Raw genomic sequence first — 22,758 nt, forward strand, 5'->3', positions numbered from 1 at the left:
CACGACGCGAATGTTCCGCTCAGACCCGCAGGCGCGGGAGTCCCCATTCCTTACCGAGCAATTCGTACGAGCGCAGCCGGTCCGTGTGGTCGTGCGTGGCCGAGGTGATCACCACTTCGTCCGCGCCGGTTGCTTCCTGCAGCGCCTCCAACTTGTCCGATGCCGTTGCCGCGGATCCGACGATCTGGGTGTCCACTCGATCGGCGACGAGCTCGTATTGCTCGCCGGTCAGCGGTGCCACGTTCTTCGGATCCGGGTACTCGATCGCGCCATGACCGCTGCGAATGCTGTGTACCCATTGCGGGAAAGACGCTGCCAGCTCTCGCGCCTGCGAATCCGTTTCTGCAACAACCACATCGGCCGACACCGCCACGTACGGCGAGGACTGCCGAGCCGACGGCACAAAAGCACGGCGATACTCGTCGATCGCTTCGAGAGTCGTCCCCGGGCTGAAGTGATAGCTCGCCGCGAACGGCAGACCGCGGGCACCGGCCTCACGGGCCGTCGGCCCTGCACTGCTGCCGAACAGCCACAGCGCCACGTCGGCCCCGACACCCGGGCGTGCCGTCAGAGCAATCCCGTCGTGCTCGTAGCTACCGGAAAGGAGCGCAGCAAGGTCGTCGAGCTGATCGTGGAAATCCGGGGCCTGAGCGTGCGGCTGCTGCAGCGCAGCCAAAGACGCAGCCAGCAGCGGGGTCTTCCGCGGGGCCGCCGCAGCGGGGGCCACTGGGAACAGTCCACCGGGCTCCGGAGACACCGCGCGCTCGGATCCAGCCTGCTGCGCGCCGGCCAGGTCTGCTGCTCTGCGCTGCCCGGACCTACCGACACCCAGATCGATGCGTCCCGGATACAGGGCGTCGACTGTCCCGAAGGATTCGACGACGGCAGCAGCTGTAGTGAATCCCAGCTGGACCGCAGCCGATCCGACACGAATCCGGTTGGTGGCAGCGGCAATCAGACCGATCAACACTGCGGGTGAAGAACTGGCCGCCGCCACGAAGTGGTGCTCGGCCACCCAATAGCGCTCGTAACCCCACTCCTCGGTCTGGCGCGCAAGGTCGACCGTGTTTCGCAGCGCTTGCTGGACGGTCGACCCCTCGCTGATCGGGGACAGATCGAGAACGGACAACGGAACTCGCGTCATCTCGGGTTCTTCTCCCCTGCCTCGACGGCGACCGTAAGTCTGTTCTCGGCAGGCGCGACGGGGCACGTCGCATAGTCGGTGAACGCACACGGAAGGTTGGAAGCGCGGTTGAAATCGAGAACGACGGTGCCGTCTACCGGAGCGGGCACTGCCAGGATCCGCGCAGCCGGATAGGTGGTCACCCCGCTCGTGGCATCGGTGAACAGGACCTTCAGACCATTGCCGGTGCCGCCGAACGCAATCAGTTGCGCAGCGGTACCGTTCAACTCGAAATCGAGAGTGCCCACGGCCGAGTGATGGTGTTCGAGTCCTTCCACCACTGCTCCGGTAATGACGGTGACCGGTGAGTCGTACGGCGTGAACGTCCCGGTGGCAACGAACTTCTCGCTCGGCTCGTAGATCGGGATACCGCTGTAGGACTGCAGGGTCTGCGCATTCGGGTCGTGTACCCGCAGCGCGACCGAACCGGTCCGACGGATCACCTCGATCCGTCGATCTCCGTCCTCGACCAGGATGCCCGGTGCACCCTCCACCGGATTGAGCGTCGTCACACCGTCGAACCCCTCGACAGTCACCGAATCGGCATCGGCCTTCCAACGGCCGGGAAGGTCCACGACGGTCTCGAATTCATCCGTCAGCCAATACAAACCGGTCAACGACACCCAACCCAGAGGATCACCGTAGGACGCCTCTCGGTCGGCATGCCATTGCTTCCAGTCCTGCTCGAAATCGCTCATGATGCTCGCACTCCTTCACGCTGTTCGTACGGGTGCCGCAGACCGAGATGGTCACGCAAGGTGGCTCCGGCGTATTCGGTGCGGAAGCTGCCGCGGTCCTGAAGTTCCGGAATCACTCTATCGACGAATTCATCGAGGCCGGCTGGGGTGATGTGCGGGACGAGGATGAAGCCGTCGCTCGCGTTGTTCTGCACGTAGCGATCGATCTCCTCGGCCACTTGTGCTGGGGTTCCGACGAACTGCTGCCGCGTCGTCATCGCGATGATCAGTTCACGAATGCTCAGGTTGTCTGCTTCGGCGCGCTCGCGATACTGCTGGGCAATGGTTCTGGGGTCGCCGTGTCGCGCACGGCCACGGGTGATGGATACGTCGCCGCTGGGTTCGATATCGGGCAACGGCCCGTCCGGGTCGTAGGCGGACAGGTCCTGTCCCCACACCTGTTCGAGGAACGAAATCGCCGTTTTACCGCTGACCTGCTGATGCCGGATGTGGTCCGCCTTCTCGACCGCGTCCTGCGCAGAATCTCCGAGCACGAAGGTCGCCGCGGGCAGCACCTTCAGGTCGTCGTGCTCGCGGCCGTACTTGGCGAGCCGACCTTTGATGTCGGAGTAGAACTTCTGTCCGTCCTCGAGCGTGCCGTGGATGGTGAAGATGGCGTCGGCCTTGGCCGCACCGAACTCGCGGCCCTCGTCGGAATCGCCCGCCTGCAACAGAACCGGATGTCCCTGTGGACTGCGCGGCAGCGTGAAGCGGCCCTCGACATCGAACTGCGGCCCGGTATGCCGCACGGTTCGGATCTCGGATTCGCGACCGAAGATGCCACGCTCGCGATCGACGACGAACGCGTCGGACTGCCAGGAGTCCCAGAGCTTTCGCGCGACGTCGATGATCTCGTTGGCACGCACGTACCTGTCCGCCCGATCCAGGTAGCCGCCCCGTCGGAAATTCTCCCCGGTGAACGCGTCCGAGGACGTCACCATGTTCCATGCCGCCCTACCGTCGGACAGGTGGTCCAGCGACGAGAACTGTTTGGCGAGCTCGAACGGTTCGTTGAACGTGGTGTTGATCGTCCCGGCAAGTCCGAGCTTGGTCGTCACCGATGCAAGCGCGTTGAGGACGGTGAGCGTGTCAGGTCTTCCGACCACATCGAGGTCGTGGATCTTGTTGCGGTGCTCGCGCAGTCGCAGTCCTTCGGCAAGGAAGAAGAAGTCGAACAGGCCGCGTTCGGCCGATTCGGCAAGGTGCACGAACGAGTCGAACTCGATCTGGCTCTTCGATTCCGGATCGGCCCAGACAGTGGTGTTGTTGACGCCGGGGAAATGGGCACCCAGATGTATCTGCTTCTTCGTCACAGGCTCTTCCCTTCGAGTGCAAAGCGATTGACCGGACGCGTCAGGCCGAGACGCTCGCGCAGAGTCGAACCGCTGCGGGTGTCGGTGGCCGGCAATGATCGGATTCCCGACGGCAACGCGAGCGGCACCAGCGTGACCCCGTCGAGGCCGGCCGCTTCGATCGATCCGAGCAGGAGATGCAGGCTCGAGAGATCGCCGATATGCGACACGCTCTCAGCGGCTCTGACGTGGCCCGCCCAGTTGTCGAGCTGAGCGAGTTCTTCAGCGGCAGAATCGGATACCAACGTCTCCACGTCCAGCAGGACGAACACCTCTGCCGGGTCCCGACCTTCGGCGACGACGGCCCGTCGAATGCGGGCGGCTGTCGTTGCCGCCTCCTCGACCGTGTCGGCGACGATTCGGACGATGTCGGCACGCGCGGCGGCCACCGATACGGACTCCGCGGAGTCGCCGCGAATCACGACGAGCGACTGCCCCTGAGGAGATCTCGGGGTGATCGACGGGCCCTTGACCGAGAAGTTCTCACCCTCGAAGTCGATGTAGTGCAGCTTGTCTCGGTCGATGAACCGCCCCGACTCGACATCGCGGATCTCTGCGTCGTCCTCCCAGCTGTCCCACAGCCTGGTGACGACCTCGATCGCCTCGTCCGCCTCACGCCACAGGCTGCCGTTGTCCTGCTCCGCTTTCCGACCGAACAGCGCCACTTGCTCGGCACCCGGACTCACCTCGACCTGCCATCCTGCCCGGCCGTGAGAAGCGAAATCCAGGCTGGCGATCTGCTTCGAGATGTGGAACGGCTCGGTATGTGTGACGGTGATCGTGGGGACCAGCCCGATCTTCTCGGTGAGGGCGGCTGCCCGTGCGGCGATGGCTGCGGCCTCGAGAGTCCGACTGGCGAACGAATCGCCCAGGAACGCGAGATCGATACCCGCTCGGTCTGCAGTCTGGAACTGGTCGATCCAGAACCCTGCTGTGAACACCTCTTCGGCGCGAGAGTCAGGGCGACGCCAGGCCTGCGGATGTGCGCCGGTGCCTTTCAGCTCTATCGCGGTCAGGAACAGCTTGTCAGACACTGGTGCTCGCTTTCTCGTGCGCGCTTCCGGGTATGGCCCCGAGTAGCTCGCGGGTGTAGTCCTGCTGTGGATTGTCGAACAGTGCTGCGGTGTCGCCGTATTCCACGATGACGCCGGATTGCATGACGGCCACGGTGTCGCTGATCTGACGGACCACGGCCAGATCGTGCGAGATGAAGAGGTAGCTCAGGCCCAGCTCGGACTGCAGATCGTCGAGCAATGTCAGGATCTGTGCTTGCACCGATACGTCGAGGGCCGAGACCGGCTCGTCGAGCACCACCAGTTCCGGTGCGAGAGCCAACGCGCGGGCGATGGCGACGCGTTGGCGCTGCCCACCCGAGAGCTCGGCCGGGCGTCTGGACAGATAGTCGCTGGTGAGTGCCACCTGATCCAGCAGCGTCCGGGCACGCTCGGAACGCTCGCGCGAGGAGCCGACCTTGAACGCGTCCAACGGTTCTCGCACGATCTCGCCGACGCGCAACTTCGGGTTCAGCGACGCGTACGGGTTCTGATAGACGATCTGAACACGCCGCCGCAGCTCACGCCTGGCCTTGCCACGCAGACCGGTGATGTCCACACCGTCGAACGTGACCGAACCCGACGACGCGGTCTCGAGACCGATCGCGATGCGCGCCAACGTGGACTTGCCGGACCCGGACTCGCCGACGAGCGACACCGTCCGCCCACGTTCGACGGTCAACGTGGCTCCCTTGACCGCATCGAGGTGGACACCGCGGCCTATGGTGAACCGCTTCGAGACGTCGCTGACCGTCAGGATGGGATCGGCTGCCGTGGTGCGCGCGGGTCGTACGGTCGTATTCAGCGACGGCGCAGCGGCCAACAGTTGACGTGTGTACGCGTGCGTCGGGTTCGCCAGTACCTCTGCGGTGGGGCCGGTTTCGACAATCCGGCCCGCGCTCATGACGATGAGGCGATCGGCTCTGTCCGCAGCGACACCCAGGTCATGAGTGATCAGCAGGACAGCGGCACCGGTTTCGGCGATCCTGGCGTCGAGATGGTCGAGGATGCGTCGCTGCACGGTGACGTCGAGGGCGCTGGTCGGCTCGTCGGCGATCACCAGTTCCGGGCGGCACGCGAGAGCGATTCCGATCAACACGCGCTGACGCTGCCCACCCGACAGGTCCTGCGGATACTGCCGCGCCCGCACCTCGGGGTTGTCCAGACCGGCTTCGGTGAGGATGCGAAGTGCCTCGACCTTCGCGGACCGGCGATCTGCGAGGCCGTGCACCCGCAGCACCTCGGCAACCTGGTCGCCGACGCGAACCACCGGGTTCAGCGAGGTGGTCGGGTCCTGCGGAACGAGCCCGATGTGACGGCCGCGCAACCGGTTCAGGGTCTTGTCCGAGGCTGTGTCGAGCCGCTGTCCGTCGAACGTCACCGATCCGCCCACGATGCGGCCGGAACCCGAGAGCAGACCGATGAGGGCATGGGCAGTCGTCGACTTTCCGGAGCCCGACTCACCGACCACGGCTACCACTTCACCGCGGTCGACGGTGAACCCGATGCCGGAGACGGCGGTCGTCTCACCGTAATTCACGTGCAGATTCTCTACTTCGAGAATGGGGCTCATTGTGATCGCCTCTCGAGTGCGTGCCCTAGGCGGTGCGCGGACACGACGACGGCCACGATCACCAATCCCGGCAGTGTGGTCATCCACCAGGCGGTGGCCAGGAAGTTGCGGCCCTCGGAAATCAGCGATCCCCACTCCGGGGTGGGCGGAGCAGCGCCGAAACCGAGGAAGCTCAGGGCCGATACCGCAAGCACTGCCATTCCGAATTCGACTGCAGCGAGGGCGATCACAGGGCCGTACGAGTTTCTCAGGATGTGCCTGCGGAAGACCTCGAACCACCGCACACCCGAGGCGTAAGCCGCTTCGACGTACAGCGATCTGCGCACCCGCAGCACCTCCGAGCGCATCACTCTGGCGAAATTCGCGATCAATGTGACACCGACGGCGATAGCGACGTTGACGGTGCCGAAGCCAAGAGCGGTCACCAGCGCCAGCGAGAGCAACAGCGTCGGAATCGACAGCAGCACATCGACGATGCGCATGAGCACCGCGTCGACTATTCCGCCGACGGCCCCCGAGACCAGACCGATGATCGCGCCGACCACCAGGGCGATGCCGACTGCCAACAGCGTTGCCGTCAGAGACAGTCCGGAACCGTGGACCACTCGGGTGAAGACATCGCGGCCGATGTTGTCGGTGCCGAACCAGTGCGACGCGCTGGGTGCCTGGAGCTTGTCTGCCGGTGTACCGACCAGCGGGTCGCCGCTGGCGAAGACGGACGGGAACAGCGCGAACCCGAGAGCCAGCAACAGCACGACCACGGAGGCACCGAGCCAGATGTGCTTCAGCACGTCTCGGAGACCCCGGCGCCGCGCGGGTGCCGGTGCTTCTTCGACTACCGGGGGAACTGCCGAATGGACGGCGGTCTCGCGAATCAGGATGTCAGACATGAGCTTTCTCCGGTTCTGCACTGGCCTGCACGGGCCGGTATTCGCGCACGATGCGCGGATCGATCAGCGGATAGAGCAGGTCGACTGCCAGATTGACCAGGACGAAGACCAGCGAGGTCAGAACGACGATGCCCTGCACCACCGGAATGTCCTGGGCCAGCACCGATGTCTGGGTCAGCCTTCCGACTCCAGCGCGCGAGAACACCGTCTCGACCACCACCGATCCGGCCAGCAGGGTGCCCACCAAGACTCCGGCAATTGTGAAGGCGGGGATCGAGGACAGTCGCAGGACGTGTCGCGTCTGCACCCGAAGGCGTGAGACCCCCTTGGCCCGAGCCACATCCACGAACGGTTGTTTCCAGGTGGTCGCCATGCTGGTAGCCAGGACCTGAGCGATGACAGCACCGGTCGGCAATGCCAGTGTCACCGCAGGCAGCACCAACGACGCTGCCCCGTCGTCACCGAACGCCGGGAACCAGCGCAGTCGGAACGAGAACATTTGCAGCAGCAGTAGTCCTACCCAGAACGTCGGCACCGCCACCCCGAGCGGTGGGAGCGCGAGCAGCAGGTTCTTCAGCCATACGATCTGGGTGTACGTGGCGGCGTAAGCCACCGCGGATCCGAACACGACAGCGAGCACCAGGGCAGTCCCCGCCAAACCGAGTGTGCTGGGCACCGCGTCGAGAATGGCCGTCGTCACCGGCTGGCCGGTGGCGATGGACAATCCGAAGTCGCCCTGCACGGCCCCGACCAGCGAGTGCCAATACTGCACCAACACCGGCTGATCGAGACCGTAGCGGGCCTGCAGTTCAGCGATGGCCGCAGCGTCGGCCGGGGTACCCGAGCCTGCCGAGTCCACGGCGAGACTGACCGGGTCCGAGGGAAGGAGGAAGAGCACGATGAACGAGATGGTGAATGCAGCCCACAGCACTGCCAATGCCTGCAGTACTCGCTGTCCGATGTAGCGGGTCATCGCTCTACTGCCCGCTCAGCCAGGTGTCGAAGAACTGCAGGCGAGCGGAGGCCTCGAACTTCAGATCCTGCACTGTCGACGCCGCGCCGACGGCCTGCGAGAGTTCGATGGTGGGAATCCACAGTCCGTTGTCGAGCACCTGCTGCTGGGCGGTTGCGAGGATCTCGTTGCGCGCCTCGACGTCGGTGGTCGAGAGCTGCTCCGTCAACGATGCATCCAGATCCGGAATCGGGCCGCGCGCGTTCAAGTTCCGACCGTCCACGGCAAATGAGGTGCGCAGAATGTCACCGTCGGCGCGGGTACTGTTGTAGTACGTCGCGTCGTAGTCCTTCGTGCCTTGCCGTGCCGTCGCCTCCGAATTGGGCACCAGTTCGAGCTGTAGGTCGACGCCGACGGCGCGCAACTGCTGCTGGGTCAGCTCCAGAATCGCCTGGTTGCCGGCGAACACGGCCGAGTACATGACTTTGAAACTCAGCTTCTGCCCGTCCTTTTCACGGACCCCATCGGCACCGGGAAACCAGCCGGCCGCGTCGAGCAGCGACTTCGACTTCTCGGGATCGTAGGTGACATCGGCGAGTTCGACGTACCCCGGCGTAGCGCTGGCCAACGTGCTTGTCGCCGTGCGAAAGTCCGGTCCCAGCACCGTGTCGACGAGTTCCTGACGGTTGATCGCCGGTACGAGGGCCGTCCGGACGGCCGGGTCCTGTAGCGCACCGCGAGTGACGTTGGGCTGAATGCCGAACGGAACGCCCGGGTTGGATGCCGTCAGGATCCGGCCACCGGTCGCCTCGATCTGTGGAGCGTCCTGCGGTAGCGCGTCGCTCACCGCGTCGAGCTGGTCGGAGGAAAGACTGCCGGTGCGTACACCCGATTCGGGCACAATGGTGAACTCGATGCGGTCCAGATAGGCCTCGCCCTCGTGACCGAATACCGCAGAGCCCCAGTTGTATCCGCTCCGCTTGGCCAAAGTGACGGAACGGTCCTGCTGATAGTCCGCGTAAGTGAACGGTCCCGATCCGATGTTGGTACCCAAGCACCGCGACTCCGCCGACTGCGCCGAGGTTGCAACGGCCTGAATTCCGAGCTGAGGCGTCGAACTCGCCTGCAGGAACTGCGCGTTGGGTGCCGAGAAGTCGATGCGGACGGTGAGGGGGTCGACGACCGTGGCACCTTGATACCCGGTCAGGTAGCTGGCAGCGAGCGGTGCCTTGGCCGCACCGATAGTGCCGGTGATGGCGTCGAAATTGGCCTTGACGGCAGCGGCATCTAACGGGGAGCCGTCACTGAACGTCACTCCGTCTTTCAGCTGGAAGGTGAAGGATTTCGCGTCGGCACCGACCTCCCAACTCTCGGCCAACCACGGCTCGACTTCTCCGGTTTCAGGGTTCTGGTCGGTAAGTGAATCGACCACCTGCCGGGTGACGTAGATGGTTTGATTTGTACCCGCCTGAGCCGGGTCGGAGCAGGTAGGAGCCCCGGACAGGCCGTAACGCAGCGTCCCTCCGGACTGCGGTGGGCCCGCGTCGGCGGCCGAGGTGGTGGCGCTACCTGCGCACCCGGCGAGCAGTGAGGCGGTGGCGGCGATTACTCCGGCCACCAAAAGAACAGGGCGAGTGGACACGTGGGTGTCTCCGGTATCTGGTCGATCGCACATCAACTCCCGCATCCGAGCCATGTGTGCCCAGGAAGGAGTACGTGCAGATGATGAGGTGTGGTGTCGAAAAGTACGGTGCCGGAATGTCAGCTAAGACAGGTCGAGCCGTTCAGACGGCACAGATCGAGATGGAGCCGGCGACAACCGGTGACGAAGCCTGCAGCTACTCGGGTATTCACGTGCGTTTCCTCCATCGGTCCCGGCGGTAGCACCCTCACCCGACAAGCGGGGGGTTGCTGCGACGTCATAGAGCCAGGTCTCTCGGTCGCTCTGGATGGTCCTACGGATTCCGATACTACGAGAGGGTCGGCGCACTTGCCAACCGGGGTAGGGATCGTCGCGGAATTCGAGAGTGCAATCCCGCACCGATATGAGACCGTGAACCGATGAACGACGAGGCCGGGACGCCGCTGGAGGGAGGCAACAGAACCGTCGTGCATCGGGTAGGCGAGACTGTGCGTCGCGCAACGGGAGACCACTCGGCCGCCGTGCACGTACTCCTGAAACACATGCCGTGTACCACCGGTTCCCGGCGAACAGCGTGAGCCGTATCTGACTCAGACGGCCATCGGCAGTTCAGAACTTTCGATGTCACAGCGGCCCGAATCCGCATGCTTTCGAGCAGCTTTCGACCCGTGGACATCCATGCGGTGCACCCAATAACCGATCGTGTCCTCGGCGGCGAATCGATCGAGTACTTCGATACACAACCACGTCGCGACAGAAAGGTCCTCTTCCTCACCATCGAGACCGACGAGGGCCACTTCGTCGCCCACCGCGAGCAAAGCACTCTCGACGTCCGAACTGCTGTCCTTCAGCCATTCCAAGGCGCGACGGAGAAATCTCCAATCCGATTGGGGCACAGTCTCGGAGGCCGATTGTCTGCACAGTTCCGCCGTCGCAACGAGTGCGTCCACAACCGGTGTCGACAGTGCACAATCGAGTTCGACGAGAATGCCCCGATCGGAATCGATCAGGTCGGCCATGTAGCGCCAACGGGCCGCGAGGGACGCATCCTCTGGCCACAGGTCCGTGGTACCGAACTGAAGCCGAGTGATCAGTTCCTTCGGCGAACTGCACGAAACGGCGAAGCGAAATGCGTCGTTCATGTCGATCATCCCCACTGGGTCAACACAACATTGGACACCGGCTCGACACTCGAGTTCGGAGATACAGCCAAGCAGTGGCTTTCGTCACCGACGCAAGCAACGCTGCTGCGGTCGTTCCGTCCGCCTTGGGAGATATTGAACGCCCCCACCAGCATCTACGCGACTCATCGTTACGTAAAATCGACAACGTCACACTTGCGAGCAATGTGTAATCCGCCACACAGTTGACCGCTCCGACCACGACCGAGCTTTTCGACCTCCGATCACAAATGGGAACGTGCGTTCGAGAACTTGTCGGTGGGTCGCGATAGATTCTGTTCATGCTTTCGGGGGACGGCGGATCAGGGGTGGACGGCATCGACACGGTGCCGCCCGCCCCTAACGTGTCCGATCCCGAACTGTCCGTTGTTGGTGGATCGGGTCGAGTCCGCTGTCGCGGAGTTGGCGGGGCAGGCGTCGGTGTCGTGGACGAACGCCGACCGGCGTGCGGTGATCCAACGGATGGAAACCCTGACCCGGTCGCTGTCGGCGTACTCGTATACCTGGCTCAACGAGCTGATCGCTCAACACGGCCTCGATGTGTATGCGGGTTCGGTGCCGTCGTCGGTGGCGTGGATGCTGCGGATCACCCCACACGCCGCGGGTGCTCGGGTGCGTCTGGCTGCGGAATTGGGCGACCGCACATCCTTCTCGGGCGAAGTTCTGCCGCCGTTGCTGCCGCACACCGCGGAAGCGCTGCGGGCGGGGTTGCTCGACGCCAAGCATGTGCAGATGATCCGGGAGTTCTTCCGCCATCTGCCCTCGAGTGTCGACCCGCAGACGCGGGAGCGAGCCGAAGAGCAAATGGTGGGTTTCGCCTCGACCAGACGGCCCGACGACTTCGCACCGTTGGTGGCGAACCTGGATTCGATCCTCAACCCCGACGGCGACCACGACGACGACGAAGACGAGGACGGGAAGCCGAGGCCGCGGAAGCGACGGGATGCGTTCTTCTATCTCGGTGAGCAGGGTGCCGACGGGATGTCGGAAGGAAAGTTCTGCGTCGACCCCGAGCTGCGGGCTTACCTCGAAGCCCTGTTCTCGAAAGCCGCGAAGCCGGGAGTCAACAACCCCGCCGACCCGACATCGGTCGTCCACGACGATGAGCGTGACGACGAAACCGATGGCGGCGACAACGGCGGGGACGGCAGCGGCGGGGACGGTAGCGCCACTGCGCCGCAACCCGAGTCGACGCCCAGCGATGCAGGGTTGTGGGACAACACCGGCGGTGACGGCGAATGCGGCGAGGGTGCCGACTGTGGTTGCGGCACAGAGTCGAACGACACCGACGACCCCGACGACCCCGACGACACTGCAGGCGCTACTGAACCCGGCGGGCACTTCGGATCCGATACCGGCGACGACACCGCGGACAAGGCAGCCGCGCGGGAGGCTGCTGCCGCTCGTGATCTCCGCACCCAACGCGAACGCCACCACGACGCACTGAAACTGGCACTGCGGCACACCCTTGCCTCCGGGACCCTCGGCACCCACCGAGGCCTACCCGTCACCGCGATCGTCACCATGAGCCTGAAAGATCTCGAAGCCGGCTGCGGATACGCGATGACCGGCACCGGATCACGCGTCTCGATCCGCGACGCGATCCGCATGGCCTCCCACGACCACCACTACCTGACGATCTTCGACGACAACGGCAGAGCGTTGTACCTCGGCCGCTCCAAACGCATCGCCTCCGCCGACCAACGCATCGTGCTCATCGCCCGCGACCGCGGCTGCAGCTTCCCCTCCTGCACCCGCCCCGCCACCTGGTGCCAAGCCCACCACCTCACCGACTGGATCGACGGCGGCAACACCGACATCGACGGATTGACCTTCGGCTGCGACATGCACCACGCACTCGTCGGCACCGGACCTGGCAAATGGTCCACCACCAAAACCGGAGCAGGACATCGCTATCCGGGCCGCACCCTGTGGCATCCACCGGCGGGGATGGACCCCAAACGCCGCGGACTGATCAATCACGCACACCACCCCGAGGAAGTGCTGTACCCACCCGACCAGCACGACGATGCAGGCGACGAAGAACCACGACAACCCGCATGACGACCCACTCAAGCGTCAGGGCACAGCTCTGCCTGTAACGCACACCTGCGCTGAAGCCAACGGCATGCCGCACAGCGAAAGATCCACGGTTGCGCGCGGTATCGATCAGGTCTTCGATGAGGGCAACGACCATCGGAGGGGCGCAAGCACATGGCGTACGACGAGCTTCTTGCAGATCGCATCCGCGACATCCTCACTGACCAGGAAAGTCTGCGCGAGCAGCAGATGTTCGGCGGTCTGGCTTTCCTGGTGCGAGACAAGGTGGTGGTGTGTGTCGGCACAGGCAGCCGTGCGCTGCTGGTTCGTGTGGATGGGGTCCGCGAATCCGAATACCTCCAGGTCGACGGAACCCACCACGCTGTGATGGGCCCGGACCGCTCGATGGGCGCAGGGTGGATCACCGTCGACGCAGACGCGCTGGCGAGTCACGAAGCCCTGGAATTCTGGATCACGGCGGCGCTCGAACACAACACCAACGCGACCGGCTGACAGGCACCGAAACGCTCCTCGGCTGTACCGCCCCCACCTACGGAGTAAGCCGGGCATTCACTGCCACGGACTCATTCGAGGCTCTTCTCGAAGGGATGTGATCCGACAGTCCTGGACGGCAAGCTCCGGTCGTACAGCGGGGTGTAGCCGGCTGCCAGGTACAGGGCAACAGCCTCTGGCTGATTCCAGCCGGTTGTCAGATACACCCGGCGATATCCGCGATCGCGTGCGCTTCGTTCCAGCTCGGCCACGACGAGTTTGCCGAATCCCCTGCCGCGGTGCTCTTTCGACGTCCAGATGCGCTTGAGCTCCGCGGTAGTCGAGTCGTACTGCCGGTACGCACCTCCCGCCACAGGAACGCCGTCGGCCAAGGCTATGACCAGCACACCACCCGGCGGGGCGAATTCCTGCGCGGGATAGGACTTCAATTCTTGGTACTGAACGCCGGGACTACGGCCGTACCTGGACGCGTACTCGTTCGCCAACTCCTGCAGCAGAGGCGTCGCAAGGGGATCGTTCTGATCGACTTCGACGAAGTTCAGCCGTACTGGACTGGTGTCGCCACTGCGAGTGTTCAGATCGAACGTTGCGCTCATGTGCTTCCTGTCTCGATTATTCGTCGACCAGATCTGCGACCAATTCCCCGATCGCAGGGGCGAACTTGAATCCGTGGCCCGAAAATCCCGCAGCGACAACGGTGTTGCCACTGCGTCCGATGGCGAAGTTGGAATCGGGAGTACTGGTGTACAGACACGTCAGCGGGTCGGCCGAATCGGCGTTCACTCCAGGAAGCCACGTGCGTGCGTACTCGATCAGGCGATCGACCCCCGCGGGATCGGCCACGAAGTCACGGGTGTGCGGATCGACAACCGGTCCAGTGGCATGCTCGCCGATCTTGATACCGTCGGGCGAAGACAACCCATAGATGCCCGCAGTATCGAGAAGTGCGCCGGGATGATGGATGAAGCTCGGCCACTCCACGTCTGGGCGCAACGGTACGAAATGCGCCGGTTGTTCCTGGGTGGTGACCAACGGCCGAGTGGCACCGTGCGGCGCGAACTCGGTCGTCCATGCTCCCGCCGCGAGAACGACCACGTCCGCACGGTAAGTGTGGGTATCGGTCACCACGTCCGAGACGGAGATCTCACGCACCGGAGTTTCGTATTCGACCGTCGCACCGCGAGAGCGAGCGGCCGCCGTTGCTGCGGCGACGCTACGATCGGCGTGAAGTCGCCCGGCCGCAGCATGGAACAGCACTGTGGTGTCGAACCGAAGACCGGACCAACGCCGCTGCGCAGCAACAGGTTCGAGGACCTCGAACTCCAGCCCTGCTCGCCTCAGTGCGTCGATCCTCGGATCAACAGTAGCCGGATCTCCGTGATCGACAGCTCCTGTGATGTCCAACAGTTCTGTGTCGGTTGCGGTTTCGAGCTCTCGCCAGAGCGTGTGCGCCCGGGCGGCCAGTGCTACGTAGTAGTCGTCGGCGTACGCGTGTCTGAATATTCGAGAGCTACCGTGCGAGGCACCGTTCTTGTGTCCCGGCCCGAATTGCTCGAGCAGGGTGACGTCATGCCCGCGCTCGGCGATCTGCCACGCCGACGACGCTCCGATGATGCCGCCGCCGACGACTACTACTTTCATTGGGCCACTACGCTGCAGGCTTGCGGGGAAGCCCGGGCGGGTTGATGACGGACTCGGATACAGCCTCGGACTGCAGGCCCCACCGATCGATGACGCGCTGGTAGCTGCCGTCGTCGATGGCATGTTGGAGCGCCTCGCGGATGGCCTCGATGAGACCGTTGTCCTTCTTGGTCAAGACCGCAATCTCACCCTGCAACGCATCTCCGGCCCCGGAGAACGTCCCGACAACTTTCGATTCCCCACTGGTTGCCGCGTGGTAGACGGCAGAGGGGTTCGGGCCGAGATAGCCGTCGATTCGCTTCGATCCCAGCGCCAGGTAGTAATCGGACGTGTTCTGGTAGTAGGCGAGCTCTGCCGGCTCGAGACCTTCGGCCACGTTGGCCTCGTTCCAGTCCACCAGCAGCTGCTCCTGGTTGGTGCCGGAGCCGACGCCGATCTTCTTGCCGGCGATGTCCTGACGCTTCTCCACCTTCCAGTCGGTGTCCTTCTGGGTCTCGAATGCAAGATTGTCGAGCCGGTAGGTGGCGAAGTCGTACTTGTCTTTGCGCTCCTCGGTGACCGTGACGTTGGAGATGAACACGTCGTTCTCGCCGGAATCGATCTTGACGAAATTCTGCGACCAGTCGGCAACTTGCAGATCGACGTCCAGCCCGAGAATGTCGCCGACGAGGTAGGAGAAGTCGACCTCGGATCCGACGATGGTGGTGTCGTCGGTGGCGTAGAAGCGCAGTGGGGGCGCAGTTCCGCCCGAGCCGGTGACGATCAGCGTTCCTCGGTCTCGAATGGCCTGGGGCACTTTTGCGGCGATCTCGTCGACTTTGTCGACCCGGACTCTCTCGGCCTGCTCGGGCGAAAGGTCGAAGCTTTGTCCCGCCTCGGTGACGACCTGCGATTCGGCCGCGGGTTCGCTGCAGGCGGTCGCAGTGAGCGCCACAATGGCCAATGCTGCGGCCATGACCGTCAGCCTGCGTGATGGTTTCGACATGTGTGTTGTCCGTCTTTCGCTGAAGTGAGGTGGTTTACAGAACGTGGGAGAGGAAAGCTTTGGTCCGCTCGTGCTGCGGCGAATCGAGAAGTGTTGCAGGAGTCCCCTGTTCGACGACGACGCCGGAATCCATGAATACGACGGTGTCGGCGATCTCGCGGGCGAAGCCCACCTCGTGCGTGACGATCACCAGAGTGGCACCATCGCGCGCAAGTCCGCGGATGACTTCGAGCACCTCGCCCACGAGCTCAGGATCGAGCGCCGAGGTGGGCTCGTCGAACAGAATTACTTTGGGCCGCAGCGCCAGTGCCCGTGCGATGGCGACTCGCTGCTGCTGGCCCCCGGAAAGCCGACGCGGGTAGTCGTGCGCTTTCGCGGCGACGCCGACCCGCTCGAGCAGCGCCAGTGCCTCGGGCTCCACGTCCGCACGCTTGCGCTTCTGCGCCGAGATCGGAGCCTCGACGACGTTCTCGAGCACAGTCAGGTGCGGGAAGAGGTTGAAGTTCTGGAAGACGAAACCGATCTGCGAACGCTGGCGCAGAATCTCACGGTTGCTCAGCTCGTGCAGCTTTGCACCCTTGCGTTTGTAGCCGACCAGATCGCCGTCGACCCGGACAGTCCCTTGATCGACCTTCTCGAGGTGGTTGATGATGCGCAGCAGAGTCGATTTACCAGATCCGGACGGGCCGATGACTGCGGTGACCTCCCCGGGCCGGACGACCAGGTCGACGCCTTTGAGCACTTCGAGTGAACCGTAGGACTTGTGTACGCCGCGTACCTCGACGGCATATGTCGTCGCGGACGTGGTGGGGCCGAGCGTCGTCATCGTGTTGCTCCTCGCGGGGCCAGGGTGATCTCGGCCAGTTTCTTCCGTAGCTTCTGGATCGGCGTCAGCTCGATGTTGCGCACTGCTCCCTTGGCGTAGTGCCGCTCGACGTAGTACTGCACCACCGACAGAATCGAAGTGAGAATGATGTACCAGACGGTGGCCACCATCAGCAGCGGTACCACTCGGCCGCTTCGGCCGTAGATGACCTGAACCTGGTAGAACAACTCTGCGATGGCCATGACGGAGACGATCGAGGTGCCCTTGAACAGGCTGATCACCTCGTTGGCAGCGTTGGGGAGAATGCCTCGCATCGCCTGCGGCAGAATGATCTTGAAGAACTCTCGACTTTTCGGAAGACCAAGCGCTGCAGACGCTTCCAGCTGTCCCTGGTCCACGGAGATGATGCCGGCCCGGACGATCTCAGCGGAGTATGCAGCCTGATGCAGAGCGAGCCCGATGATCGCTGCGGTCGAGCCGCTGATGACATTGTTGACGTCGAACTCGAAAAAACTGGGACCGAACGGAATGCCCAGCGACAAGGTCTGGTACAGGTACGCGATGTTGAACCAGAACAGCAGCTGCACGATCAGGGGAATGGACCGGAACGCCCAGATGTAGAACCACGAGATCACCTGCAGCACGGGATTGTTCGACAGCCTGGCGACCGCAAGCGCGATGCCGAGAGCGAAGCCGATCAGGGTTCCCCAGAAGGTGAGCTGGATGGTGAGCCACAACGCCGAGAGAACCGATTGCGCCGTGAAGTACTGAGCGAAGGTGCCCCAGTCCCACCCCGGGTTGGTGGCAAAGCCGTGCAGGAATTGGGCGACCACTACGAGGGTGGCGATGCTGATCACCCAACGCCACGGATGCCACTTCCGGGCTACCACCAGCTGCTCGTCGGGAACCTGCGCATCGTCACCTGGGTTCGAGGCCGATGGTCGAGCCTGTAGTTGAGTCACCGGAACCGCCGGGTCGGATGGGCAGCGATCATCGCCGTGTTGCCTTTCGCAGATTTCGTGCTGTGGGTACGCGAATCGGTCAAGCGTGCGTACAAGTACAGGTGTTCATCAGGCGTGCCTCCATCGGTCCTGGCGGTAGCACCCACACGCCAGAGGGCGGGGTTGCTGCGACGTCATCGAGCCAAGGTCTCTCGGTCGCTCTGGATGGTGACAGGAATCTATAGAACTTCAGATTGAAAAGTCAAGTGCGCGTGTTGATTCGGGTTGAAATCACGATGATTTCAACCCTTGCCACCCGCCTGATGGGCCTCGTGTCAGCTGAAGGCACCCCGGTATCGGGCCGCCGGATGTGACGCCGGCAGCCTGTCCCGTCCGGTGAGCTTGCCTCGGACGGTGCCCTGTCCGTACTCGCGTTGCGCAAGCCCGCGCTGCTGAAGAACCGGCGTCAGATGCTCGATGAACTCCAGGTAGCTGCCCGGGATCGTCGAGTTGATGACGTTGATCCCGTCTACCCCGACGGCGCGCCACTGCTCGAGCTGATCTGCGATGGATTCCGGCGTTCCCACCACACGGCCGCTCCGAGTCCGCATGTGCGCCAGATCGCGAACGGTGGGTTCTCGGTCGGTGATTGCCTCGCGGAGCCACGCCAACGTGCTTTGCGAGCCTTCCCCCTGCACCTCACCGATCGGGGTGTCCAGATCGTAGGAGCCCAGATCTATGCCGATCCCACCCGCAGCGTGCGCGATCATCGCCTCGTCGTCGACGTACTCGTCCAACTCCGCTTCTCTGCGTCGAGCTTCACTCTCGGTACTACCGATGACGAACGACAGACCCTGGAAAAATTCGAGGTCCTCGGCGGACCTGCCTGCCTCGACGACCAGACGGCGCGTGTCGGAGATCAACGAGCGCGCGGACTCGGGTGTCGGAGAAGCAATGAACTGGGCCTCGGCGTTGCGCGCCGCGAAGCGCCGGCCTGTCGGAGATGAACCGGCCTGGAACAACAACGGCGTCCGCTGCGGAGACGGAGCCACGAGATGCGGGCCCTCGACGCTGTAGCGCGCGCCGACATGATCGATCTTGTGCACCTTCGAGAAATCGCCGTGCCGACCGGATGCTTTGTCCTGCAACAACGCTCCGTCGTCCCATGATCCTTCCCACAGCTTGTACACGACATCGACGTACTCGTCCGCCCAGGCATATCGATCCTCGTGCAGAGCCATGTCTCCGAAGCCGAAGTTGCGCCAGGCGTTGGGTGACAGACTCGTCACGATGTTCCAGGCGATGCGACCGCCCGACGCGTGGTCGAGCGTGGACATCTTCCGCGCGAAGTTGAACGGATGCTCCTGCAGAATCGACGACGTCAACGCGATCCCGAGATGCTCTGTCGCATAAGCGATAGCCGACGCGATCACGGTGGGATCGTTGCTGGGAATCTGTAAACCGGACTCGACGAACTTCTCCCACGAACCCCGATAGTCGTCGTACAGCCCCACGACATCGGCAAAAAACATGAAATCGAACTTGCCGCGCTCGAGCTCTTTCGCCAACGACACCCAATGCTCCAGCGAGGAGAAATCGGCCTGCTCCGCCTCCGGTTTGCGCCACGCACCGTGCACGATATGTGACGTGGTGTTCATGACGAATGCGGAGAACCTGAGCGGCCGAATCATACCGCCACCATGCCACGAACACTCACGACCCGGCGATGCTGCGACATTCCGCAGACGTCAGCAGCGCACCCGAGCACAGCCCCTCGAATCAGCCTGATTTCAACCATTGCGTCGCGCCATCGACGCGGCGAGCCTTTTCGGTAGCGAATCGTTCTGTGCGAGCTGGGTCTCGCACAGCGTCGACGAAAGGAATGGGTCGCTACGATGCCGAACAACTCCGCCACGTCGAGGAACACCGCAATTGCCATGATCGAGCGCGGGATTTCCCCTGCCGTCGAATCCTGGGACTGGCAGGTCGACGCACTGTGCCGCGGGCAGGACTCGGAGATATTTTTCTCCCCGTCCGGCGAGGGCCGCTCCGCACGCCGTGCACGCGAGGACCGTGCGAAGCAGGTGTGTGCAGACTGCGGGGTCATCGAGGCGTGCCGAAAATTCGCTCTGGCCGCCAACGAACCGTTCGGCGTCTGGGGTGGGATGACAGTCCGGGAACGAGTGGTGCACCGCGCGAATGCGCGGCGTGCCGAAGAACGGCACGCGAGTTAGTGGCAGGAGTGAAGCCTGCGGCGCGACCGGGTAGTTCACAATGGAGGGGTGAGCGAAACCGAGAAGCCTCAGCAGTGGACGTATCTGATGGACATGGACGGCGTTCTGGTCCACGAGGATCACTTGATTCCCGGTGCCGACACGTTCCTCGCCGAGCTGCAGGCCAACGAGATTCCGTTCATCGTGTTGACGAACAATTCGATTCGTACCCCACGTGACCTGCGGGCCCGCTTGGCGTTCACCGGTCTGGACATTCCGGAGAAGTCGATCTGGACCTCCGCTCTCGCCACCGCGACGTTCCTCGGCAATCAGCGGCCCGGCGGTAGCGCCTACGTCGTCGGCGAGTCGGGTCTGACCACCGCCCTGCACGACATCGGCTACACGCTCACCGACTCGAGCCCGGATTACGTGGTGCTCGGCGAGACCCGCACGTACTCGTTCGAGGCCATCACCACCGCCATTCGTCTCGTCGAGAAGGGTTCGCGCTTCATCGCCACCAACCCCGACGCCACCGGCCCGTCCCGTGAAGGCTCGCTGCCGGCGACCGGTTCGGTCGCCGCGCTCATCACCAAGGCCACCGGCAAAGAGCCCTACTACGTGGGCAAGCCCAACGCGTTGATGATGCGGTCGGCTCTGCGTGCGATGGGCGGCCATTCCGAGAACACACTGATGATCGGCGACCGGATGGACACCGACGTGCTCTCCGGTCTCGAAGCCGGACTGCAGACCATCCTGGTTCTCACCGGAATCTCGACGGTCCAGTCCGTCGAGCAGTATCCGTACCGACCGACCAAGGTCCTCGATTCCGTCGCAGACCTGGTGGGCCGCACTCAGAACCCGTTCTGATGACACTCGAATTCGTCCTGTCCCGGCAGGATCACCACGTCGTCGGACTGGGCGTCCGGCACGCTTTTCCCGATGTCGCCGACGCGGTGGCCGCGGTGCGGGAGGGCCGAAACGTCGTCGGCGCAATTCCTTTCGACATGTCCGACGCCACCGCCCTCATCGAGCCGGAGGAGTTCTACCGACTCGACGGGCCTTGGTCGACGGTCGATGCTCAACCGCCGTTACCGGCGGTGACCGTCGCGCGCCAGATTCCCGATCCTGACGTCCATGTGCAGCGAGTGCGCGATGTCGTCGAGCAGCTGAAAGCCGGTGTGGCCGAGAAGATCGTGCTCGCTCGGGCCATCGAAGTGACCGCAGATGCACAGATCGATCCCGCCTCCGTGTTGAGCGCGCTGGTCACCCGAGATCCGGTGGGCAACGGCTTTCTGGCGGATCTGTCGCCCGCAGGTAAGACCGGCACGCACATCGTCGGCGCGAGCCCGGAACTGTTGGTTCGCAAGCGCGGCAACGTCGTCACCTGCCATCCGTTTGCCGGAACGGCTGCGCGTTCCACCGATCCCGACGAAGAAGCACGCATCTCCGCGGCGTTGGCGGCCAGCGCCAAGGATCAGGCCGAGCACCGATTTGTCGTCGACGAGATCCGTGCTGCGTTGGAGCCGTACTGCGAGACGCTCGATGTGCCCGAGTCACCTCAACTCAGCAGCACTCCGCAGCTGTGGCACCTGTCGACACCCATCGTCGGCACCTTGGCCGATCCCGCGACCTCGGCGCTCGACCTCGCGCTGGCGCTACATCCCACCGCTGCCGTCGCGGGCGTACCCCGAGCCGCGGCCATGGCTGCGATCGCAGACGTCGAGGGCTCCCGCGGCTTCTACGCCGGAGCCGTCGGGTGGACCGACGGCAGCGGCGACGGCGAGTGGATGGTCACGATCCGCTGCATCGAACTCGCTGCGGACGGACTTTCTGGAACGGCCACAGCGGGCGGCGGCATCGTCGCAGATTCCGACCCCGACGCCGAACTGAACGAAACCACGGCCAAGTTCCGCACGGTACTCAGCGTTTTCGAGCACTGACGTCGCTCCGGACACCGCTACCGATCGCCCGTCGCGTTGAGATCACGGTGAATCGAACTGTGTACATCGACGATCGACAATGGTCAGCTTGTTGAATTCCACACTGCACCGGCGCAATTCGGGCAGTTCTTCAACCAGCGAAAGGTACCGACATGTCGGTGGACACTCTTGTCGAGAATGACACAGCTCTGCGTGCGATCAAGATCGGCGGCAATCTCGGTGCCCGCATCGAGGGAGTACGACTCGGTGGCCACCTGGATGCGAACACCGTCGAGTTCGTTCGGCGCGCTCTGCTCGAACACAAGGTGATCTTCTTCAGCGGCCAGCACCACCTCGACGACGAAAGCCAGTATGCGTTCGCGGAGTTACTCGGATCGCCGACCACTCCGCACCCCACGGTCACCTCTCGCGGCACCAGAACGCTGGCCATCGACTCCGATTACGGCAAGGCCAACAGCTGGCACTCGGATGTGACCTTCGTCGACCGCATCCCGAAGGCCTCGATCCTGCGTGCGGTCAGCCTCCCGGAGTACGGCGGGAACACCACGTGGGCGTCACAAACTGCCGCCTACGCGCAGCTGCCGGATTCGTTGAAGGCGTTGGTCGACAACCTCTGGGCCACCCACTCGAACACCTACGACTATGCGGCGTCAGCGGCAGAGAAAATTCAGAACTCGAAGACCGAGGAGTACCGGAAGGAATTCCAGTCCACCTACTTCGAGACCGAGCATCCGGTGGTGCGAGTACACCCCGAGACCGGCGAGAAGACCCTGGTTCTGGGCCACTTCGTCAAGAACTTCATCGGGTTGTCGACCAAGGAGTCGCAAACGCTGTTCGATCTCCTACAGAATCGAGTAACCAAGCTGGAGAACACTGTTCGCTGGACATGGAGCCTCGGCGACGTCGCCATCTGGGACAACCGCGCCACCCAGCACTACGCCGTCGCAGATTGGGACGATCAGTACCGCCGCCTCGAACGCATCACCCTGGCGGGCGACGTGCCGGTACACCCCAACGGAGAGAAGAGCCGAGTGGTCGCCGGCGATGCCGCGCACTACTCCCTCATCGACAAGCCGGTACCGGTGTCACTCTGACCC

Annotated in this window: 21 protein-coding genes and 2 riboswitches; of the genes, 6 read left to right on the forward strand and 15 right to left on the reverse strand. The window is 63.7% G+C overall.

Translation table 11 applies throughout. The annotated features are described in order from the left end of the window. Positions 1 to 19: 19 nt before the first annotated feature. The 9 genes from ABZ677_RS02010 to ABZ677_RS02050 form a co-directional block, all read right to left on the reverse strand. Positions 20 to 1,144 (reverse strand): LLM class flavin-dependent oxidoreductase, encoded by a 1,125-nt coding sequence (locus tag ABZ677_RS02010; RefSeq protein ID WP_358366345.1) that lies wholly within the window; start codon positions 1,142 to 1,144, stop codon positions 20 to 22. Continuing rightward, positions 1,141 to 1,881, reverse strand: coding sequence for a DUF1684 domain-containing protein (locus ABZ677_RS02015; protein ID WP_358366346.1), 741 nt, complete (start codon positions 1,879 to 1,881; stop codon positions 1,141 to 1,143). The genes ABZ677_RS02010 and ABZ677_RS02015 overlap by 4 nt, the downstream gene beginning before the upstream one ends. Then, positions 1,878 to 3,233, reverse strand: coding sequence for an NtaA/DmoA family FMN-dependent monooxygenase (locus tag ABZ677_RS02020; RefSeq protein WP_358366347.1), 1,356 nt, complete (start codon positions 3,231 to 3,233; stop codon positions 1,878 to 1,880). Before ABZ677_RS02020 ends, ABZ677_RS02015 begins: the two co-directional genes overlap by 4 nt. Then, complete coding sequence (locus ABZ677_RS02025; RefSeq protein ID WP_358366348.1) at positions 3,230 to 4,306, reverse strand: LLM class flavin-dependent oxidoreductase; 1,077 nt, start codon at positions 4,304 to 4,306, stop codon at positions 3,230 to 3,232. The genes ABZ677_RS02020 and ABZ677_RS02025 overlap by 4 nt, the downstream gene beginning before the upstream one ends. Beyond that, entirely contained in the window at positions 4,299 to 5,897 is a 1,599-nt protein-coding gene (locus tag ABZ677_RS02030) for an ABC transporter ATP-binding protein (RefSeq protein WP_358366349.1), read from the reverse strand. Before ABZ677_RS02030 ends, ABZ677_RS02025 begins: the two co-directional genes overlap by 8 nt. After that, positions 5,894 to 6,787 (reverse strand): ABC transporter permease, encoded by an 894-nt coding sequence (locus ABZ677_RS02035; protein WP_358366350.1) that lies wholly within the window; start codon positions 6,785 to 6,787, stop codon positions 5,894 to 5,896. Before ABZ677_RS02035 ends, ABZ677_RS02030 begins: the two co-directional genes overlap by 4 nt. After that, on the reverse strand, positions 6,780 to 7,760 hold the full coding sequence (locus ABZ677_RS02040) for an ABC transporter permease (protein WP_358366351.1): 981 nt from the start codon (positions 7,758 to 7,760) through the stop codon (positions 6,780 to 6,782). Before ABZ677_RS02040 ends, ABZ677_RS02035 begins: the two co-directional genes overlap by 8 nt. Before the next feature lie 4 nt (positions 7,761 to 7,764). Then, on the reverse strand, positions 7,765 to 9,414 hold the full coding sequence (locus tag ABZ677_RS02045) for an ABC transporter substrate-binding protein (RefSeq protein ID WP_358366352.1): 1,650 nt from the start codon (positions 9,412 to 9,414) through the stop codon (positions 7,765 to 7,767). Positions 9,415 to 9,601: 187 nt separating this feature from the next. After that, a riboswitch (SAM riboswitch) is annotated at positions 9,602 to 9,695 on the reverse strand. 276 nt (positions 9,696 to 9,971) lie between these two features. Then, positions 9,972 to 10,523 (reverse strand): hypothetical protein, encoded by a 552-nt coding sequence (locus ABZ677_RS02050; RefSeq protein WP_358366353.1) that lies wholly within the window; start codon positions 10,521 to 10,523, stop codon positions 9,972 to 9,974. A 411-nt stretch (positions 10,524 to 10,934) separates the two neighbouring features. Here ABZ677_RS02050 and ABZ677_RS02055 point away from each other — a divergent pair, with 411 nt between their 5' ends. Next, on the forward strand, positions 10,935 to 12,626 hold the full coding sequence (locus ABZ677_RS02055) for a DUF222 domain-containing protein (protein ID WP_358366354.1): 1,692 nt from the start codon (positions 10,935 to 10,937) through the stop codon (positions 12,624 to 12,626). A 150-nt stretch (positions 12,627 to 12,776) separates the two neighbouring features. Then, positions 12,777 to 13,115, forward strand: coding sequence for a TfoX/Sxy family protein (locus tag ABZ677_RS02060; RefSeq protein ID WP_358366355.1), 339 nt, complete (start codon positions 12,777 to 12,779; stop codon positions 13,113 to 13,115). 71 nt (positions 13,116 to 13,186) lie between these two features. On the opposite strand, the gene ABZ677_RS02065 is transcribed toward ABZ677_RS02060, so the two are convergent. The 6 genes from ABZ677_RS02065 to ABZ677_RS02090 form a co-directional block, all read right to left on the reverse strand. Next, complete coding sequence (locus ABZ677_RS02065) at positions 13,187 to 13,711, reverse strand: GNAT family N-acetyltransferase (RefSeq protein ID WP_358366356.1); 525 nt, start codon at positions 13,709 to 13,711, stop codon at positions 13,187 to 13,189. A 16-nt stretch (positions 13,712 to 13,727) separates the two neighbouring features. Continuing rightward, positions 13,728 to 14,756, reverse strand: a complete 1,029-nt coding sequence (locus ABZ677_RS02070; protein WP_358366357.1) for an FAD-dependent oxidoreductase — start codon at positions 14,754 to 14,756, stop codon at positions 13,728 to 13,730. Between the two features lie 7 nt (positions 14,757 to 14,763). Continuing rightward, on the reverse strand, positions 14,764 to 15,741 hold the full coding sequence (locus ABZ677_RS02075; RefSeq protein ID WP_037190423.1) for an ABC transporter substrate-binding protein: 978 nt from the start codon (positions 15,739 to 15,741) through the stop codon (positions 14,764 to 14,766). A gap of 34 nt (positions 15,742 to 15,775) precedes the next feature. Then, positions 15,776 to 16,567: an amino acid ABC transporter ATP-binding protein gene (locus tag ABZ677_RS02080; RefSeq protein WP_358366358.1), complete on the reverse strand. Its 792-nt coding sequence runs from the start codon at positions 16,565 to 16,567 to the stop codon at positions 15,776 to 15,778. Next, positions 16,564 to 17,460, reverse strand: a complete 897-nt coding sequence (locus ABZ677_RS02085) for an amino acid ABC transporter permease (protein WP_358366524.1) — start codon at positions 17,458 to 17,460, stop codon at positions 16,564 to 16,566. The genes ABZ677_RS02080 and ABZ677_RS02085 overlap by 4 nt, the downstream gene beginning before the upstream one ends. A 186-nt stretch (positions 17,461 to 17,646) precedes the next feature. After that, a riboswitch (SAM riboswitch) is annotated at positions 17,647 to 17,740 on the reverse strand. Between the two features lie 103 nt (positions 17,741 to 17,843). Continuing rightward, positions 17,844 to 19,199: an LLM class flavin-dependent oxidoreductase gene (locus ABZ677_RS02090; RefSeq protein WP_358366359.1), complete on the reverse strand. Its 1,356-nt coding sequence runs from the start codon at positions 19,197 to 19,199 to the stop codon at positions 17,844 to 17,846. A 246-nt stretch (positions 19,200 to 19,445) separates the two neighbouring features. On the opposite strand from ABZ677_RS02090, the gene ABZ677_RS02095 reads away from it, so the two are divergent. The 4 genes from ABZ677_RS02095 (at position 19,446) to ABZ677_RS02110 (ending at position 22,755) form a co-directional block, all read left to right on the forward strand. Then, a complete protein-coding gene (locus ABZ677_RS02095; RefSeq protein WP_358366526.1) occupies positions 19,446 to 19,742 on the forward strand; it encodes a WhiB family transcriptional regulator in 297 nt (98 codons plus the stop codon). A gap of 87 nt (positions 19,743 to 19,829) precedes the next feature. Continuing rightward, a complete protein-coding gene (locus tag ABZ677_RS02100; protein ID WP_358366528.1) occupies positions 19,830 to 20,588 on the forward strand; it encodes an HAD-IIA family hydrolase in 759 nt (252 codons plus the stop codon). Beyond that, positions 20,588 to 21,661, forward strand: a complete 1,074-nt coding sequence (locus ABZ677_RS02105; protein ID WP_358366360.1) for an isochorismate synthase — start codon at positions 20,588 to 20,590, stop codon at positions 21,659 to 21,661. The genes ABZ677_RS02100 and ABZ677_RS02105 overlap by 1 nt, the downstream gene beginning before the upstream one ends. 152 nt (positions 21,662 to 21,813) lie before the next feature. After that, complete coding sequence (locus tag ABZ677_RS02110; protein ID WP_032401552.1) at positions 21,814 to 22,755, forward strand: TauD/TfdA family dioxygenase; 942 nt, start codon at positions 21,814 to 21,816, stop codon at positions 22,753 to 22,755. The last annotated feature ends 3 nt before the right edge of the window (positions 22,756 to 22,758 follow it).

Source organism: Rhodococcus sp. NPDC006774, assembly GCF_040636045.1.
GTDB lineage: Bacteria > Actinomycetota > Actinomycetes > Mycobacteriales > Mycobacteriaceae > Rhodococcoides.

What these genes read in the sequence shown, in the direction of transcription:
- ABZ677_RS02080 (WP_358366358.1), bottom strand. Translation starts at nt 16,567, where the DNA reads ATGACGACGCTCGGCCCCACCACGTCCGCGACGACATATGCCGTCGAG.
- ABZ677_RS02030 (WP_358366349.1), bottom strand. Translation starts at nt 5,897, where the DNA reads ATGAGCCCCATTCTCGAAGTAGAGAATCTGCACGTGAATTACGGTGAG.
- ABZ677_RS02015 (WP_358366346.1), bottom strand. Translation starts at nt 1,881, where the DNA reads ATGAGCGATTTCGAGCAGGACTGGAAGCAATGGCATGCCGACCGAGAG.
- ABZ677_RS02050 (WP_358366353.1), bottom strand. Translation starts at nt 10,523, where the DNA reads ATGAACGACGCATTTCGCTTCGCCGTTTCGTGCAGTTCGCCGAAGGAA.
- ABZ677_RS02070 (WP_358366357.1), bottom strand. Translation starts at nt 14,756, where the DNA reads ATGAAAGTAGTAGTCGTCGGCGGCGGCATCATCGGAGCGTCGTCGGCG.
- ABZ677_RS02100 (WP_358366528.1), top strand. Translation starts at nt 19,830, where the DNA reads ATGGACATGGACGGCGTTCTGGTCCACGAGGATCACTTGATTCCCGGT.
- ABZ677_RS02095 (WP_358366526.1), top strand. Translation starts at nt 19,446, where the DNA reads ATGATCGAGCGCGGGATTTCCCCTGCCGTCGAATCCTGGGACTGGCAG.
- ABZ677_RS02060 (WP_358366355.1), top strand. Translation starts at nt 12,777, where the DNA reads ATGGCGTACGACGAGCTTCTTGCAGATCGCATCCGCGACATCCTCACT.
- ABZ677_RS02040 (WP_358366351.1), bottom strand. Translation starts at nt 7,760, where the DNA reads ATGACCCGCTACATCGGACAGCGAGTACTGCAGGCATTGGCAGTGCTG.
- ABZ677_RS02010 (WP_358366345.1), bottom strand. Translation starts at nt 1,144, where the DNA reads ATGACGCGAGTTCCGTTGTCCGTTCTCGATCTGTCCCCGATCAGCGAG.
- ABZ677_RS02045 (WP_358366352.1), bottom strand. Translation starts at nt 9,414, where the DNA reads ATGTGCGATCGACCAGATACCGGAGACACCCACGTGTCCACTCGCCCT.
- ABZ677_RS02035 (WP_358366350.1), bottom strand. Translation starts at nt 6,787, where the DNA reads ATGTCTGACATCCTGATTCGCGAGACCGCCGTCCATTCGGCAGTTCCC.
- ABZ677_RS02110 (WP_032401552.1), top strand. Translation starts at nt 21,814, where the DNA reads ATGTCGGTGGACACTCTTGTCGAGAATGACACAGCTCTGCGTGCGATC.
- ABZ677_RS02105 (WP_358366360.1), top strand. Translation starts at nt 20,588, where the DNA reads ATGACACTCGAATTCGTCCTGTCCCGGCAGGATCACCACGTCGTCGGA.
- ABZ677_RS02090 (WP_358366359.1), bottom strand. Translation starts at nt 19,199, where the DNA reads ATGATTCGGCCGCTCAGGTTCTCCGCATTCGTCATGAACACCACGTCA.
- ABZ677_RS02075 (WP_037190423.1), bottom strand. Translation starts at nt 15,741, where the DNA reads ATGTCGAAACCATCACGCAGGCTGACGGTCATGGCCGCAGCATTGGCC.
- ABZ677_RS02065 (WP_358366356.1), bottom strand. Translation starts at nt 13,711, where the DNA reads ATGAGCGCAACGTTCGATCTGAACACTCGCAGTGGCGACACCAGTCCA.